The 14,329-nt window shown below is 63.3% G+C and carries 13 protein-coding genes and 1 pseudogene; 7 read left to right on the top strand and 7 right to left on the bottom strand.

Going from position 1 to position 14,329, the window contains the following annotated elements; genetic code table 11:
- Positions 1 to 7 precede the first annotated feature (7 nt).
- Positions 8 to 2,401 (bottom strand): phosphoketolase family protein, encoded by a 2,394-nt coding sequence (locus BGRAMDRAFT_RS02505; RefSeq protein WP_006047075.1) that lies wholly within the window; start codon positions 2,399 to 2,401, stop codon positions 8 to 10.
- 329 nt (positions 2,402 to 2,730) lie between these two features.
- On the opposite strand from BGRAMDRAFT_RS02505, the gene BGRAMDRAFT_RS35825 reads away from it, so the two are divergent.
- A complete protein-coding gene (locus BGRAMDRAFT_RS35825; protein WP_258196184.1) occupies positions 2,731 to 2,856 on the top strand; it encodes a hypothetical protein in 126 nt (41 codons plus the stop codon).
- 94 nt (positions 2,857 to 2,950) lie between these two features.
- Positions 2,951 to 3,481: an ankyrin repeat domain-containing protein gene (locus BGRAMDRAFT_RS02500; protein ID WP_006047073.1), complete on the top strand. Its 531-nt coding sequence runs from the start codon at positions 2,951 to 2,953 to the stop codon at positions 3,479 to 3,481.
- Here the strand turns inward: BGRAMDRAFT_RS02500 and BGRAMDRAFT_RS02495 are convergent.
- The 4 genes and pseudogenes from BGRAMDRAFT_RS02495 to BGRAMDRAFT_RS02480 all read right to left on the bottom strand — a co-directional run bounded on the left by BGRAMDRAFT_RS02495 (position 3,478) and on the right by BGRAMDRAFT_RS02480 (position 7,292).
- A complete protein-coding gene (locus tag BGRAMDRAFT_RS02495) occupies positions 3,478 to 4,179 on the bottom strand; it encodes an HAD family hydrolase (protein WP_044020110.1) in 702 nt (233 codons plus the stop codon). The two genes, BGRAMDRAFT_RS02500 and BGRAMDRAFT_RS02495, sit on opposite strands and share 4 nt — an antisense overlap.
- A 76-nt stretch (positions 4,180 to 4,255) precedes the next feature.
- Positions 4,256 to 5,292 (bottom strand): annotated as a pseudogene (gnd, locus tag BGRAMDRAFT_RS02490) (phosphogluconate dehydrogenase (NAD(+)-dependent, decarboxylating)).
- Between the two features lie 201 nt (positions 5,293 to 5,493).
- Positions 5,494 to 6,837, bottom strand: coding sequence for a sugar efflux transporter (locus tag BGRAMDRAFT_RS02485; protein WP_044020108.1), 1,344 nt, complete (start codon positions 6,835 to 6,837; stop codon positions 5,494 to 5,496).
- A 158-nt stretch (positions 6,838 to 6,995) separates the two neighbouring features.
- Positions 6,996 to 7,292, bottom strand: coding sequence for a DUF2628 domain-containing protein (locus BGRAMDRAFT_RS02480; protein WP_006047070.1), 297 nt, complete (start codon positions 7,290 to 7,292; stop codon positions 6,996 to 6,998).
- Positions 7,293 to 7,528: 236 nt separating this feature from the next.
- On the opposite strand from BGRAMDRAFT_RS02480, the gene BGRAMDRAFT_RS02475 reads away from it, so the two are divergent.
- The 3 genes from BGRAMDRAFT_RS02475 to BGRAMDRAFT_RS02465 all read left to right on the top strand — a co-directional run bounded on the left by BGRAMDRAFT_RS02475 (position 7,529) and on the right by BGRAMDRAFT_RS02465 (position 9,387).
- On the top strand, positions 7,529 to 7,849 hold the full coding sequence (locus BGRAMDRAFT_RS02475; protein WP_006047069.1) for a thioredoxin family protein: 321 nt from the start codon (positions 7,529 to 7,531) through the stop codon (positions 7,847 to 7,849).
- A 22-nt stretch (positions 7,850 to 7,871) separates the two neighbouring features.
- A complete protein-coding gene (locus tag BGRAMDRAFT_RS02470) occupies positions 7,872 to 8,291 on the top strand; it encodes a secondary thiamine-phosphate synthase enzyme YjbQ (RefSeq protein ID WP_006047068.1) in 420 nt (139 codons plus the stop codon).
- 76 nt (positions 8,292 to 8,367) lie between these two features.
- Positions 8,368 to 9,387: a class I fructose-bisphosphate aldolase gene (locus tag BGRAMDRAFT_RS02465; protein WP_006047067.1), complete on the top strand. Its 1,020-nt coding sequence runs from the start codon at positions 8,368 to 8,370 to the stop codon at positions 9,385 to 9,387.
- Positions 9,388 to 9,519: 132 nt separating this feature from the next.
- Here the strand turns inward: BGRAMDRAFT_RS02465 and BGRAMDRAFT_RS02460 are convergent, their stop codons facing one another.
- Complete coding sequence (locus BGRAMDRAFT_RS02460; protein ID WP_006047066.1) at positions 9,520 to 9,822, bottom strand: hypothetical protein; 303 nt, start codon at positions 9,820 to 9,822, stop codon at positions 9,520 to 9,522.
- A gap of 116 nt (positions 9,823 to 9,938) precedes the next feature.
- On the bottom strand, positions 9,939 to 12,092 hold the full coding sequence (locus BGRAMDRAFT_RS02455; protein ID WP_029970598.1) for a hybrid sensor histidine kinase/response regulator: 2,154 nt from the start codon (positions 12,090 to 12,092) through the stop codon (positions 9,939 to 9,941).
- Positions 12,093 to 12,374: 282 nt separating this feature from the next.
- Here BGRAMDRAFT_RS02455 and BGRAMDRAFT_RS02450 point away from each other — a divergent pair, with 282 nt between their 5' ends.
- Both BGRAMDRAFT_RS02450 and BGRAMDRAFT_RS34860 read left to right on the top strand, forming a co-directional pair.
- The gene (locus BGRAMDRAFT_RS02450; RefSeq protein WP_006047064.1) at positions 12,375 to 13,967 is read left to right on the top strand and encodes an FAD-dependent oxidoreductase; all 1,593 of its coding nucleotides are present in this window, start codon (positions 12,375 to 12,377) and stop codon (positions 13,965 to 13,967) included.
- Positions 13,968 to 14,114: 147 nt separating this feature from the next.
- Positions 14,115 to 14,288: a hypothetical protein gene (locus BGRAMDRAFT_RS34860; RefSeq protein WP_006047063.1), complete on the top strand. Its 174-nt coding sequence runs from the start codon at positions 14,115 to 14,117 to the stop codon at positions 14,286 to 14,288.
- Positions 14,289 to 14,329 lie beyond the last annotated feature (41 nt).

The following is a 14,329-nucleotide window of genomic DNA, read 5'->3' as shown; positions in this document are numbered from 1 at the left end:
GCCTCCCTCAGTCTTTCCACGTCCAGTTGCGGATTTCTTCCTTGTCGATGCCCTCGGCATGCGCATAGGCGAGATGCTCGATGATCTGCCCGCGCAGCCATTCCTTCGCGTGATCGCCGACGCCGCGCAGCTTCGGCACGCGATCGATCACGTCGATGGCGAGCGAAAACCGGTCCACCTGATTGATGATCGCGAGTTCGAGCGGCGTGTTGATGTTGCCCTTCTCGTGATAACCGTGCACGTGCAGGTTGTCGTGATTCGTGCGGTTATACGTCAGCTTGTGAACCAGCGACGCATACGAATGGAAGTTGAAAATCACCGGCTTGCTCGTCGTAAACAGCGAATCGAAATCGCGGCTCGACAGGCCGTGTGGATGCGCATGCTCGGGCATCAGCCGGAACAGATCGACGACGTTGACGAAGCGGATTTTCAGATCAGCGAAACGCTCTTTCAGAAGCTGCACGGCGGCGAGCGCCTCCATTGTCGCGATGTCGCCCGCGCACGCGATCACCACGTCCGGCTCGGCGCCCTGGTCGGTCGACGCCCAATCCCAGATGCCGATGCCCTTCGTGCAATGCGTGACGGCCGCATCCATGTCGAGATACTCCAGATGCGGCTGCTTGTCCGACACGATCACGTTCACGTAATCGCGCGAACGCAGGCAGTGATCTGCCACGCTCAACAGACAGTTTGCGTCGGGCGGCAGATAAATACGCACTACGTCCGGGCTTTTATTCGTCACGACGTCCAGAAAACCGGGGTCCTGATGCGTGAAGCCGTTGTGATCCTGACGCCATACAAGCGACGTGATGAGCAGGTTGATCGACGGCACTGGCTGGCGCCAGCCGAGTTCGCGCTTGGCTTTTTCGAGCCACTTTGCGTGCTGGTTGAACATCGAATCGATCACATGCACGAACGCTTCATACGTCGCGAAGAGACCATGCCGGCCCGTCAGCACATAACCTTCGAACCAGCCTTCGAGCGTGTGTTCGCTCAGCATTTCCATCACGCGGCCATCCGCCGATAGCGCGCCGCCGTCCGCGTCGTTCGGCTGCGAGTCGGCGAGCCAGGTCTTGTCCGATGCTTCATAGATGGCCGTGAGCTTGTTGCTCGCTGTCTCGTCGGGGCCGAACACGCGGAAGTTGGTCATGTTCCTGCGCATCACGTCGCGCAAAAATTTGCCGAGCGTCTGTGTGGGCGACGAGTACGCGGATGCGGGCTTTTTCACTTCGACCGCGTAGTCGCGAAACGCGGGCATGTCGAGCATCTTGCACAGCACGCCGCCGTTCGCATGCGGATTCGCGCTGATGCGGCGCGTGCCCTTCGGCGCGAGTTCGCGCAATTCCTCGACGAGCCGCCCGCTTTCGTCGAACAGCGACTCGGGCTCGTAACTGCGCAGCCAGCCTTCGAGCAGTTTCAGGCTCTTGCTGTTGGTCGCCGGATCGGCAATGGGCACCTGGTGCGAGCGCCACGAACCTTCCACCTTGTGACCGTCCACTTCTTTCGGACCGGTCCAGCCTTTCGGCGAACGCAGCACGATCATGGGCCAGCGCGGACGCGTCGTGTCGTTGCTGGCGCGCGCATGTTGCTGGATCGCCCTGATTTCGCCGATGCATTGTTCGAGCGTCGCGGCCATCTGCTGATGCATGACGTTTGGATCGTCACCTTCGACGAAATACGGCTTGTGGCCGTAACCGGTCAGCAACGCTTCGAGTTCTTCGCGCGGAATGCGTGCGAGCAGCGTCGGATTCGCGATCTTGTAGCCGTTCAGATGCAGCACCGGCAGCACCGCGCCGTCGCGCACCGGGTTCAAAAACTTGTTCGAATGCCATGACGTGGCGAGCGGCCCGGTCTCCGCTTCGCCGTCGCCGATCATCACCGCGACGATCAGGTCGGGGTTGTCGAACGCCGCGCCATAGCCATGCGACAGGCTGTAGCCGAGTTCGCCGCCTTCGTGAATGGAGCCCGGCGTTTCCGGCGTGCAGTGCGAGCCGATGCCGCCGGGAAACGAAAACTGGCGGAAAAAGCGCCGCAGGCCGGCTTCGTCTTCGCTGCGGTCCGGATAGATTTCCGAGTAATGTCCCTCGAGATAACAGTTCGCGAGCGTCGCGGGTGCGCCGTGCCCTGGACCGGAAATGTAGATCATGTTCAGGTCGAGCTTGTTGATGAGCCGGTTCAGATGCACGAGCAGGAAGCTCTGTCCAGGGTCCGAGCCCCAATGTCCCAACAGACGATTCTTGATGTGCTCCGGCTTCAGCGGTTCGCGCAGCAGCGGGTTGTCGCGCAGATAGATCATGCCGGCGGACAGGTAATTGCATGCGCGCCAGTAGCGGTCCATCTTGCGCAGCGTGTCGGGGTCGAGAGTTTGCGGCGGGGCAGGACGGGAGATTGCTTCAGCCATGACGTCACTCCTCGTAAGAACTGTCAGGCGGGTTAGCGGACGTTGCGAAGTGTTTTGCCGATGCGTGTCATGCGCGTGACATGACGGGGGTGAGGCGTGTTGCGAAGCGCGGTCGTCTGCGGTGTGACCGTATGCGCGCATCATGGTTCGGGAATGCGGACAAATGCTTGCGCGTGGTCAAGCGTCACCATCACCGCACGCCGCACGCCCCGCTGCAAGTCCTGCGCCACCCACGCTGCACGCATCCACCGAAACGCTTAAGCTGCGCGAAGCGACTGCGCATATCGTCGCGCACCCGTATTACTCGCTCTTAACCATACACATTCATCATGCCGACTTCCAACCGTATGAAAGCGCCGCTCGTTCTTCTTCTCACGCTCGTGGTGCTGTGCGCGGGCCTGGCTGTCCTCGTCGGCATATTCGGGCTGCTCGTGAAGCTGTTCGGCCACGCGTGATGGGACGTGCCGCTGCGCGCGTCGACGGCACAAACTGTGTATGCTGCCGGTGTTCATGCGCCGAGCGGCGCAGCGTTCCTGCAAGGAGATTTCATTGACCAATCCGGCCGACTCTTCCCCGCCTTCCGGGCAGCCCATCGACCCGCAAGTGCTCGAACTCGCGCGACAGGTGTTCGATCTTGCGCGCCAGGGCGATGCCGCGATGCTCGCCGCCGTGATCGAAAAAGGCGTGCCGCCCAATCTGCGCAACGACAACGGCGACAGTCTGCTGATGCTCGCGAGCTATCACGGACATGTCGACGCGGTGCGCACGCTGCTCGAACGCGGCGCCGATCCCGACTTGCGCAACAATAACGGCCAGACGCCTATCGCGGGCGCGGCTTTCAAGGGTTTCGACGCCGTGGTCGAAACCTTGCTCGCGCATGGCGCCGATGTCGAAGGTGCATCGCCCGACGGACGCACCGCGCTGATGGTCGCCGCCATGTTCAACCGCACCACGATCATGGATCTGCTGATCGCGCACGGCGCGAATCGCGATGCGCGCGACGCGGCAGGCACAAGCGCACAGGATGCGGCAGGCAGAATGGGCGCCGCCGACGCGCAGGAAAAACTGCGCAGCGTCTAGGGCTTTTCCGCCAGCAGCGCTTTCACGTCAAACTGCGCGAGGTCGCCGATCCGCTCGATCGTGACGTCCGCGGGCGGATTGCCGAGTATCTCCTTCGGGTCCAAAGCGTAGTGACCCTGGCGCGGAAATACCGTGGTGAGCCGCCCGCCCCAGGCATTCTTCATCGCGGTGAGAATGCGCAGCTTGTCGTCGACCATCACGTAGTGGCGCGCGGGGTAGCATTCCATCACCTGATCGAGCATCAGCTCCTTGTGGATGTAGATCAGCACGCGGCCTTCGACTTCGTCCCATAGGCCCGAACGCGCGACCTTGCGCGGCTGGAACACCACGTCCCCGTCCGACAGAATCACCGTGGGCCCGTACTCGCCGACGTGGCGCAACGCGTCGAGCGCGCCCGGATAGAGCCGGTTCGCAAACGGATAATCGATCAGAAACGACGACATCAGCAACAGCCGCGTGTCCCGCGGATGCTCCGTGCGATATCGCTGCAACGCGCCCAGGTAGTCGGCATAGCCGAGCTCGCCGCGCAATTGCTCGAAAATTTCCCAATAGCGCGTGCTGTTGTCGGTGCCGAACTCACGCATCATGTGGCTGCGCAAGTCGGAGAGCACATGGTCGTTGTCGAGCAGCGTGTTGTCGCAATCGAAGAGGAAAACGACGTCGTGCGGTGCAGTGCGGGTGGCGGGTGCGGCTGGCATGTGCGGCTCCGTGGATTCGGCTGTGCTTGTGCTCTGTGCTTGTGCTGCTTGGGCTGCTCGGGCTATTAGCGGACGATCAACCCTGCGAACTTGCGGGCGGCGCAGCCGGCTTTTCTGCATGGCCGCCGAAGTCATGACGCATCGCCGACACACGCGGTTCGCGAAGTCCGCTTCGCCGCGCGAACTGAAGCGCGCGAACAGCGCCGCGCTCAGCACGGGCGCGGGCACGCCTTCGTCGATGGCCGCCGACATCGTCCAGCGTCCTTCGCCCGAATCGGATACGCGGCCCGCGTACTGTTGCAGATCGGCATCGCCCGCGAGCGTGCCCGCGATGAGGTCGAGCAGCCACGAGCCGATCACGCTGCCGCGCCGCCACACTTCGGCGATATCGGCCAGATTGAAATCGTATTGATACAACTGCGGACGACGCAGCGGCGACGTCTCGGCGTCCGCCTCGCGCGCGTGCTTGCCGGCATCCGCGTGACGCAGAATGTTGAGGCCCTCGGCATACGCGGCCATCAAACCGTATTCGATGCCGTTGTGGACCATCTTCACGAAATGCCCCGCGCCGAGCGGACCGCAATGCAGAAAGCCCTGCTCCGCCGTGCTGTTGCCCGGATTGCGTCCTGACGTCGCGGGCGCGGCGGCGGCGCCTGGCGCGAGCGTCGAAAAGATCGGCTCAAGCCGTTCGACCACCTGCGCTTCGCCGCCGATCATCAGGCAATAACCGCGCTCGCGGCCCGCGACGCCGCCGCTCGTACCGACGTCGACGTAATGCAGTTTGCGTGCGGCGAGGTCGGCGCCGCGGCGAATGTCGTCGTGATAGTACGAGTTGCCGCCGTCGATCACGATGTCGCCCGGCCCGAGCAACGGCACGAGTTTTTCGAGCGTGCCGTCGACCACCGCGGCGGGCACCATCAGCCACACGGCGCGCGGCTTGTCGAGCCTGGCGACGAGGTCTTCGAGCGACGACGCGCCCGTCACGCCCTCCTGCGCGAGCCGCTCGACAGCCGCAGGCTGTACGTCGTAGACGACGCATTGCTGCGCGCCCTTCGTCAGGCGCCGCACCATGTCCGCGCCCATGCGTCCCAATCCAATCATGCCTAGCTGCATTTTCTCCGCTCCCGAAAGTGCCTTGTGATGCTGCCTGGTTTCAGTCAGATGGTCATGCTGCGTTTGTTGCGTCGGCCGCGTCCGGCAGCATGCGTGACGACAACGATACGCCTCCTTGCGGAAGTTGTGCGCGGCGTAAGGTCCCTGTCATTCAGCGCGTGGCAAACCGGCCCGCCGCATATGAAACGTGTGCCGTGCCCGCTAAAGCTCGCGGCCGCCGCGCAGCGCACGCCTCGATTGAAGCTTCGCGTATTGCGTGCGGGCGAAACGCCGCACGCCTCGCCACATCAGCGGATAACGATAGCCCGGCACGGCAAACAGCACGAGCGCGCACAGCGCGAGCAAGCCGCAGAAGAGGAACGTGCCGCGATAGCTGAACGCCTGCACCAGCAGGCCGGACAACACGCCGGAAAGAATCGAGCCGACCCGCGCTGCGTTGAAGAAGAGCGCGGTGGCGCGGCCTGGCGCATCGGGCATCAGGTCCTGCACGTAGGTCATGCCGAGGCATGAAGTCACGGCAACGACGAACGCGTTGAGAATCTGCATCGGAATCAGCACATGCACGTTTCCGGCGAGCGACATCGCGACGAAATAGGCCGCGTGAACCGCCGCGCAGGCGGCAAGCCAGTTCGGCTTGTGCAGGCTCGAAGACTTCGCGCCGAGCGCGAGCATCATCGGAATCTCGGTCAATGCGCCGAGGCCGAGCATCACCGATACGTCCAGATGCGTGCCGTTCAGGCCATGCACGATGTAAAGCGGCAACACGATCATCGTGGCGTTGGCCGCGAGCCCGAGCAAGGTCAGCGCGGCGACCGCACGGCCAATGTCGTTCGCCGATGCGACGCCGGGCAGGTCCTCGTGCGCGTCGGCGCCAGGTTCCCTGAGCGGCGGCACGGTAATCGACGACGACGGCTCCGATGCGGTGTCTTCTACCGTATGGTCGCCGAGATGCCCTTGCGGCTCGCGCATGCGCCACACGATGGCCGCGCACGCCGCAAAGCTCGCCGCGGCGAATAGAAAGAGTCCGGTGAAACTCGTCGCCGCGAGCACCAGCGCGCCCACCGACGGCCCGAACACCCACGCCGCCGAGAGAATCGTGCGCAGCGTCGCGCTGGCAAACGCGCGTTCGGACGCGTCGGGCACGGGCAGCGCCGCGCGGCTGAACGAGAACACCATCGAAATAGCCGAGCCGCCGACGCCGATAAACACAATGCCGACGACGAGCAGCAGCCTGTAATCGCGCACCACGCATAACGACAGATAGCCGAGCGCGGCCAGCACGAGCGCGACGAGCAGTAACGGCCGATGCCGTCCGCTTGCATCGCTCCAGCGGCCGGCGAAGGTGCTCGCGAGCACGCCGCTTGCCGCGATCAGCGTCATGAAGACGCCGAGCCGGAACGGCGTCATGCCCGCGCGCTCGACGCCGAACAGCGACAGATACGGCGCGGTGAACGACATGGCCACACCGAGCATCAGCGTGGCGGCGGCAAGCGGCTTGAAGCCGGGAATGTGCAGCAGACCAAAAAAACGTGAGTTTTTCGACACGGGCGGCTGTGAGTTCAGGAGAAGCGAGCCTGCGAGGCGCGGCGCGCACGGCAGGCTTCGTGGCGGGAATGAACGGGGCATTATCGACCGCTCGCGCGGGCGCGTAAAGGTGGGGAGGCGTGTCCCAAATCTCACTCCCGACCGCACTGGCGCGTGAACTACAGCACCGCATACCCCCGTTTCTCCAATACCCGTCGATGCCAGTCATTGCCATACTTCCCGCAGGCGATGCCAAACAGGATCGACAGGAGCAAGGTCACTATGTTGCCCCGGTCTAACCACAAGCTCGGTAAGTACAGTGCCAGCTCCACAGCCACCATTGCAAAGGCCGCAAACCACATGCGCCTCGAGAGAGCCCAGATCGGGCCCAGCAAGAATGCGCCCCAACTGAAACCAGTGGGGACGCCAATGGTGTCGTCCGTGCCGGGGCGCCCCAGATAAATCCTGTCCGCCATTTTTCCTTCCTCAAATTCGCCGGCAGATTGCCGACGATGTCAGGCATTGTTTAACAGCCGCGCGTGACGAACTTGTACGTTTGTGTCAAATCCCCGTTCCGCCAGTCTGAACCCCGAACCAATAGCTGATACTCTTATCCAAGCAAAATGCGGCGCGTGTCAACCGCAACGGCCACAGGATCGCCGCGCGCCGCGGCAACCCCACACCGCACAACCCGATCCACAGCGGAGCATGCATGGCAATACGGACGCCCTATTCCACCAAAGCCCCGTCGCGAGCCGAAGTCGACGCCCTGCCCGGCGCCACCGTCATCGAGTTCGGCACGGACTGGTGCGGCTACTGCCAGGGCGCGCAGCCTTCGATTGAAAAAGCGTTCGAAGCGCATGCCGGCGTCAGGCATCTGAAGATCGAGGACGGCCCCGGCCGGCCGCTAGGCCGCTCGTTCAAGGTCAAGCTGTGGCCCACGCTGATCTTCATGCGCGACGGCGCGGAAGTGGCGCGCGTCGTGCGCCCCACCAGCGTCGAGCAGATCACAGACGCGTTCGCGTCGCTATAAACCGTAGACGAGCGCTTCCATCATGAAGCAGGCCATCCACCATCTAAGCGTCAAGGCGCGCACTCGCGGACTTGCCGAATTCACCGACGAAGCGCGCCGCTTCGTCGCGGCGCAGCACATCGACACGGGACTGCTGACGCTCTTTTGCCGTCACACGTCGGCATCGCTGCTGATTCAGGAAAACGCGGACCCGTCGGTGCAGCGCGACCTGGAGCGGTACTTCGCGAACCTCGCGCCCGAAGACGAGCAACGCTATGAGCACGACGCCGAAGGTCCCGACGACATGCCCGCGCATCTGCGCACCGCGTTGACGCAAGTGCAATTGAGCGTGCCCGTCGAACATGGCCAGATGGTGCTCGGCACCTGGCAGGGCCTGTATCTATTCGAGCATCGGCGTCATGCGCAGCATCGCGACATCGTGTTGCATCTGATCGGCGAATAAGTCATAACCCGGGCGCAGCCGCACGCGCCGCGACGGCAGGTTTTCTTCCGCAACCCGAACAAAGGGAGCACATCTCATGGATACCCGCAGCGAACTGCAAGCCACCGTCGACGCCATGGTTCAGCCCGGCAAGGGTCTGCTCGCCGCCGACGAAAGCGGTCCCACCATCGCAAAACGCTTCAAGACGATCGGCATCGACTCCACCGAGGAAAACCGCCGCGCGTATCGCAACCTGCTGCTCACCACGCCCGGTCTCGGCGAATTCGTGAGCGGCGTCATTCTGTATCAGGAAACACTCGGTCAAAAGGCCGACGACGGCATGCCGTTTCCACAACTCGCCGCCCGAAACGGCATCGTGCCCGGCATCAAGGTCGATCTCGGCAAGATTGCGCTCGCCCATGCTCCGGGCGATGAAATCACCGAAGGCCTCGACGGCCTCGCACGCCGCTTCGTCGATTACAAGCAACAAGGCGCGCGCTTCGCGAAGTGGCGCGCGGTCTACAACATCACGGCCAGTCTGCCGAGCCGTCTCGCGATCGAAGCCAACGCGGATTCGCTCGCGCGCTATGCGGCGATCTCGCAGGAAGCGGGCATCGTGCCGATCGTCGAACCCGAAGTGCTGATGGACGGCGATCACAGCATCGAGCGCAGCGCCGAAGTCACCGAAGCGGTGCTGCACGAGGTGTTTGATGCGCTGCATCGGCATCGCGTGGTGCTCGAACATATTCTGCTTAAACCGAGCATGGTGCTCGCCGGTTCGGAGAACGCGCGGCAATCGTCCACCGCGGACATCGCCGCTTATACCGTGCGGATTCTGAAACGCACGGTGCCTTCGGCCGTGCCCGGCATCGTGTTTCTGTCCGGCGGACAATCGCCCGAGGAAGCCACCGCCAATCTCGACGCAATGAATCGCCTCGGGCCGCTGCCGTGGAATCTGAGCTTCTCGTATGGGCGCGCGTTGCAGGAACCGCCGTTGCAGGCATGGAAAGGCGCGGCGGGCAACGTCGAGGAAGCGCAGCAGGCGTTGCTCAAACGCGCGCGTTTGAACAGCGCCGCGGCGCTCGGGAAATACGACGCAGCGCAAGAGAAAAGCTAGGCTGCGTTAGCCAGAACAAACGCGAAAGTAAAAACAACAGCGCGGTGTAAATGAGTGACGCGCACACGGGCGCGTCACTCACGAAACTTACGCAAGCGTGCGTGCGTGAACTCTACGCACACGACGCACACATTACTTACCCTTCGTGTCGCTGCTCGCGTTCGCGCCCGGCATATTTGTGGTGTCGGTCGCGGGCTTGGTCGTCTTCGACGAATGCTTCTTCGTCTTCGAATGCGACATCGTGCCCGATCCCGTGTCGCCGCCTTCGCGCGTCGACGTATTCGCGCCGGCGCTCGTGCTCGGGTCGTTGCCGGCCGGGCCCGCGCCGCCACCTCCGCCGGCGCCGCCACCACCCGCACCGCCTGTGCCTTGCGCCATGGCCAGCGACGACGCTGCGAGCAGTGTGGAAACGAGCAATGCCTTCTTGATCTTCATAACTGTTCTCCTGTCGGGATGAATGCGGAATAGAAGCGGATTGCGCAAGCGGACGCGCCGCCTGCGCATGCCTCGTCAGGAGTTCAGCAAGGGGTGTGCCGCACAAACGGCGTGGCTTACGATTCGCAAGCGACGAGCGCGTGCAGTTCCTCGATATCGAATGGCTTCGCGAGAATGGCGACGCCGATGCGGCGCGCGCGTTCGAGCTCGTCGGCATAGCCCGTCATCAACGCGATTTTCTGCGAAGGCCAGGTGCTGCGCACTCGTTCCGCGAGGTCGATGCCGTTCAGCTTGCCCGGCATCTGAATGTCCGACAGCACGAGTTCGAAACGCTCGCCGCCGTTGAGCACGTCGAACGCCTGGTCGGCGGTCGGCTCGTGCCGCACCTCGCAGCCGAACGTCTCGAGCACCGCTGCGACGCCCGCGGCGACATCCTCGTTGTCTTCCACCAGCAGCACCATGCCGGCATGCCGCAGCGCGGGCTGTTCGACCACGGTCTGACTCGCCGCGTGCGTCGCGCGGCGCTCGCGATAGCGCGGCAGATACAGCCGCACCGTCGTGCCGCTGCCAGGCACGCTGTCGATCTTCGCGGTGCCGCCCGCCTGTTCGCACATCGACAGCACCTGCGCGAGACCGAGGCCCGCGCCCGAGCCGCTCAGCTTGGTCGTGAAAAGCGGCTCGAAGGCGCGCCGCGCGACCGATTCGGGCATGCCCTCGCCGTCGTCCGAACACGCGATCAGCACATACTCGCCGTCGGGCAGCAAGGTATCGCTGCCGACCAGCCGGTTGTTCTGGCAACGAATCACGAAGCGTCCGCCGCGCGGCATGGCATCGCGCGCGTTGACCGCGAGGTTCATGATCGCGAGTTCCAGGTCGGTCGGATCGGCGAGCACGGGCCACACATCGTCGACGATGCTGAGCGCCAGTTCGATTTTGTCGCCGAGCGCCGCTTCGATGAGCGGCGCCGCGCCCGGCATCCATTTCCTGAGGTCGATCGGCTCCTGCTTGAGCGGCTGCTTCTTCGCGACACTCAAAAGCCGGCGTGTCAGCGATTCAGCCGTTGCGGTCGCACGCTGCACGGCGGTCATCTCCTTCTCAAGGTTGTTGTAGCGCTTTAGCCGCGCCAGTTCGATATTGGCGGACACGACCATCAACAGATTGTTGAAGTCGTGCGCCACGTTGGCAACCAGATTGCCGAGCGCGCCCATGCGCTGCAATTGCCGGCTCGATGCTTCCGCCGACAGCCGCATCGCGACCTCGCCCTGCCAGCGTTCCCACGCGACGCGCTCGCCGTCGAGCTGACGCAGCGAGTACAGCACCAGCATCCAGATCGCGATGCACGGCACCGCGGTCAGCGCGGCGATCACGATGAAGTGCCGGCGCCATGCATCGACGATCGAGCCCGTTGCATAAGCACTCGACACGTAGAGCGGATAATCGCCGACGCGCCGAAACGCAACGAGCCGCTCCACGCCATCGACCGGCGATTTGACGCGCACATGGCCCGACAACTGTTTGTCGCGCAAGGCGGCGCCAAACGCGTTCGCCGCGGGCGGCTGCACGCCGCCTGGCCACGGCGGATAGCGCACCAGCAGACTGCCGTCCTGCCGATACAGCGAGAGCGCAAGCGACGGATCGCCGTTCGTCAACTCGCGATAAAAGCGCGAGAAATACTCGCTGCGCAATGCGACAGAAACGACGCCGAGAAATTTGCTGTCCGCCCCGATACGCCCAATCGAGGTGTTGAACACGTTCGTCTGCGACAGCGTGCCGAGCATCGGCAGCGAGAAGTACGGATGCGGGCGCATCGCGCGCGCGGCGATAAAGTCTTCGCGCTGACTGACAGACACGGTTGGCGCGGGATAAGCACGGGTCGACACGAGCAGATCGCCGTTCGCGCCGATCAGATAGATGGACGCCACTTGCGGGAAGTCTCCGCCGATCTCGCGCAACTGCCGGTTCAATTCCGCCTCGCGCGCGCGAATCTGCGCGTCGTCTTCGGTGCCGATCAACTCGACGATGCGCGACGCCATCTGCTGATTGAGGTCGAGCACCTTGACCGCCTGTTCTTCGGCGACGCGCACGAGCCGGTCGATCACATCGTTTGAATCGGCGATGCGGCGCTGGTAATCGAAGTAGCCATAACCGGCGAGGCAGGCAAGCGGGAACAGAATGGAAACGGCAAGAACAATAAGGAGCATCCGCCGCGTCGCCGCAAAGTTGCGCGACGGCATCGGAAAATCAACTGCGACTCGCTCCGCACGCTGCACGGCCCACGCTCCATCAAAGGTCATACAAGTTAGGCAATCGGACGCACGTATCGTGCCGCGGCGTTCGTGCGCTAATTCCTTAGTGAGGAATCTACCCCACTTTCGGCCATGTACATAGCGACGCGCGAAGAAACGCGAACGTTTCTGCTTAACTGAGTTATCAGGGCGTGTTGGGCACATGAATTGCTGCTCACGCAACGAGTTTCGCATTCTCCCGAGTCGCCGAATCGCTGCGGCATCCTGCCGCGCCGAATCCTGCTGATTACGTTCACGGAAACCAGCATGCCCACCACCGCCCGACACGTTGGCCAGCTTTCGCAACTGCGCGAAGACCGGGGCCAACGCGTTGTCGTGGACGGTGAAAAGATCATGCTGATCCGCGACGGCGACGTGGTGCGCGCGTATTCCGCCGACTGTCCGCACGCAGGCGGACCGCTCGAAGAAGGCGCGCTATGCCGCGGCAGGATCATTTGTCCGTGGCACAAAGGCACTTTCGATGCGGCCACCGGCAAGGTGCTGGAGCCGCCGCCGCTGGTGCCGCTCAAACGTTACGCGGTGATCGTCGACGGCGACGACGTCATGGTCACGCCCGACAAGCTGCCGGACGAAACCGAACCCGCCGCGACGCAAGAGCCGCACTTCGCGGTGATCGGCGCGGGCGCGGCCGGCGCGGCCGCCTGCGCGGCGCTGCGCGAATATGGCTTTACGGGGCGCCTCACGCTGATCGGCGATGAACCGCACGCGCCCTACGACCGCACATCGCTTAGCAAGTTTGTCCCGTCCGCCGAAATGCCTCCCGCCGACGTGCCGCCGCTGCTCGCGCCCGACTGGTACGAGCAGCACCGCGTCGAGCGCTTCGTCGCGAAGGTCGCGCGGCTCGACGTGCGCAATCGCACGATTCATCTGGAAAGCGGCGGCGAACTGACGTACGACACGGCCTTGCTCGCCAGCGGCAGCACGCCGAAAGTGCCGCGAATTCCGGGCTGCGAACTCGGCGGCGTGCATGTGCTGCGTCATCTCGACGACGCCACCGCGATTGTCGAGGCGCTCGGCGACGCGGATGCCCGCGGCCCCTCAGAAAACGCCGGCTCCCTGCAAGTCGCGATTCTCGGCAGCAGTTTCATCGGGCTCGAAACCGCAGCCGCGCTGCGCAAACGCGGCGTGCAGGTCACGGTTATTTCGCCGGATAAGGTGCCCTTTGCGAAGCAGTTCGGCGAGCGCATCGGTGCGATGTTTCGCGAGTTGCATGAACGCAATGGCGTCAAGTTTCATCTGCAAGCGAAGGTTGCTTCGCTGGAGGGCGAAGAAGGCAATGTGCATGAAGTGATGCTCGAAAGCGGCGAACATATCGCCGCGGACCTCGTGCTGTTGGGCACCGGCGTTACGCCTGCGACCGGCTTTATCGACGGCTTGCCGTTGCAGAAAGATGGCGGCGTGATCGTGAACGCGGGCATGCAGGCCGCGCCGGGTCTCTACGCCGCAGGCGACATCGCCGTGTTTCCGCTGCGCGAAAACGAAGAGCCGTTGCGGATAGAACATTGGCGCGTCGCGCAGCAACATGCGCGCATCGCGGCTCAAAACATGTGCGGAGCGCGCAACCGTTACAGCGGCGTGCCGTTTTTCTGGACCTATCACTTCGGCAAGAACTTCGAATACCTCGGCCATGCAAGCGAGTGGGACGAGCTTGTCGTCGACGGCGAGCTGGATCGTCAGGATTTTGCCGCGCTTTATGTGAAGGACGACAACGTGGCCGCCGTGCTTGCCTGCGAACGCGACACGCAGACCGCGCATCTGATCGACGCGATGCGCCGCGGCCCGCTCACATGCGCGCAGGCATTGCGGATTGTCGGGCGCGACTCGTGCGACAGAAGCTGAACCAAAGTGAAAAACAGGCTGCTTCGAATCGAAGCGTACCGGCTTATCGTTCAACTCTACATGCTCATGTAAAAAGCACCGCACGTGGGCCGCGCGAACCGCGTGTCTTTTTTGCGCACACCATTCGTTAGCTAAAGGAGAAGCGCCATGCCAGAACCCAAGGAACAACATCCGAACGCCGACAAGACGGAGAAGCAGATCGACAAGGAAGTTGAAGACACGTTTCCGGCGAGCGATCCGCCTTCTACCGGCGGCACCACCAAAATCGTGACCGACGACGAAGATTCTTCGTCCGACGACGGGGAAGCTACCGGCAAATAAATAGCATCTGCATCGCGATGCAGCGATGCACAACGCACAAC

The organism is Paraburkholderia graminis C4D1M (genome assembly GCF_000172415.1).
GTDB lineage: Bacteria > Pseudomonadota > Gammaproteobacteria > Burkholderiales > Burkholderiaceae > Paraburkholderia > Paraburkholderia graminis.
The sequence above is the reverse complement of the archived record's forward strand: the minus strand, read 5'-3'. Positions and strand labels throughout refer to the sequence as shown.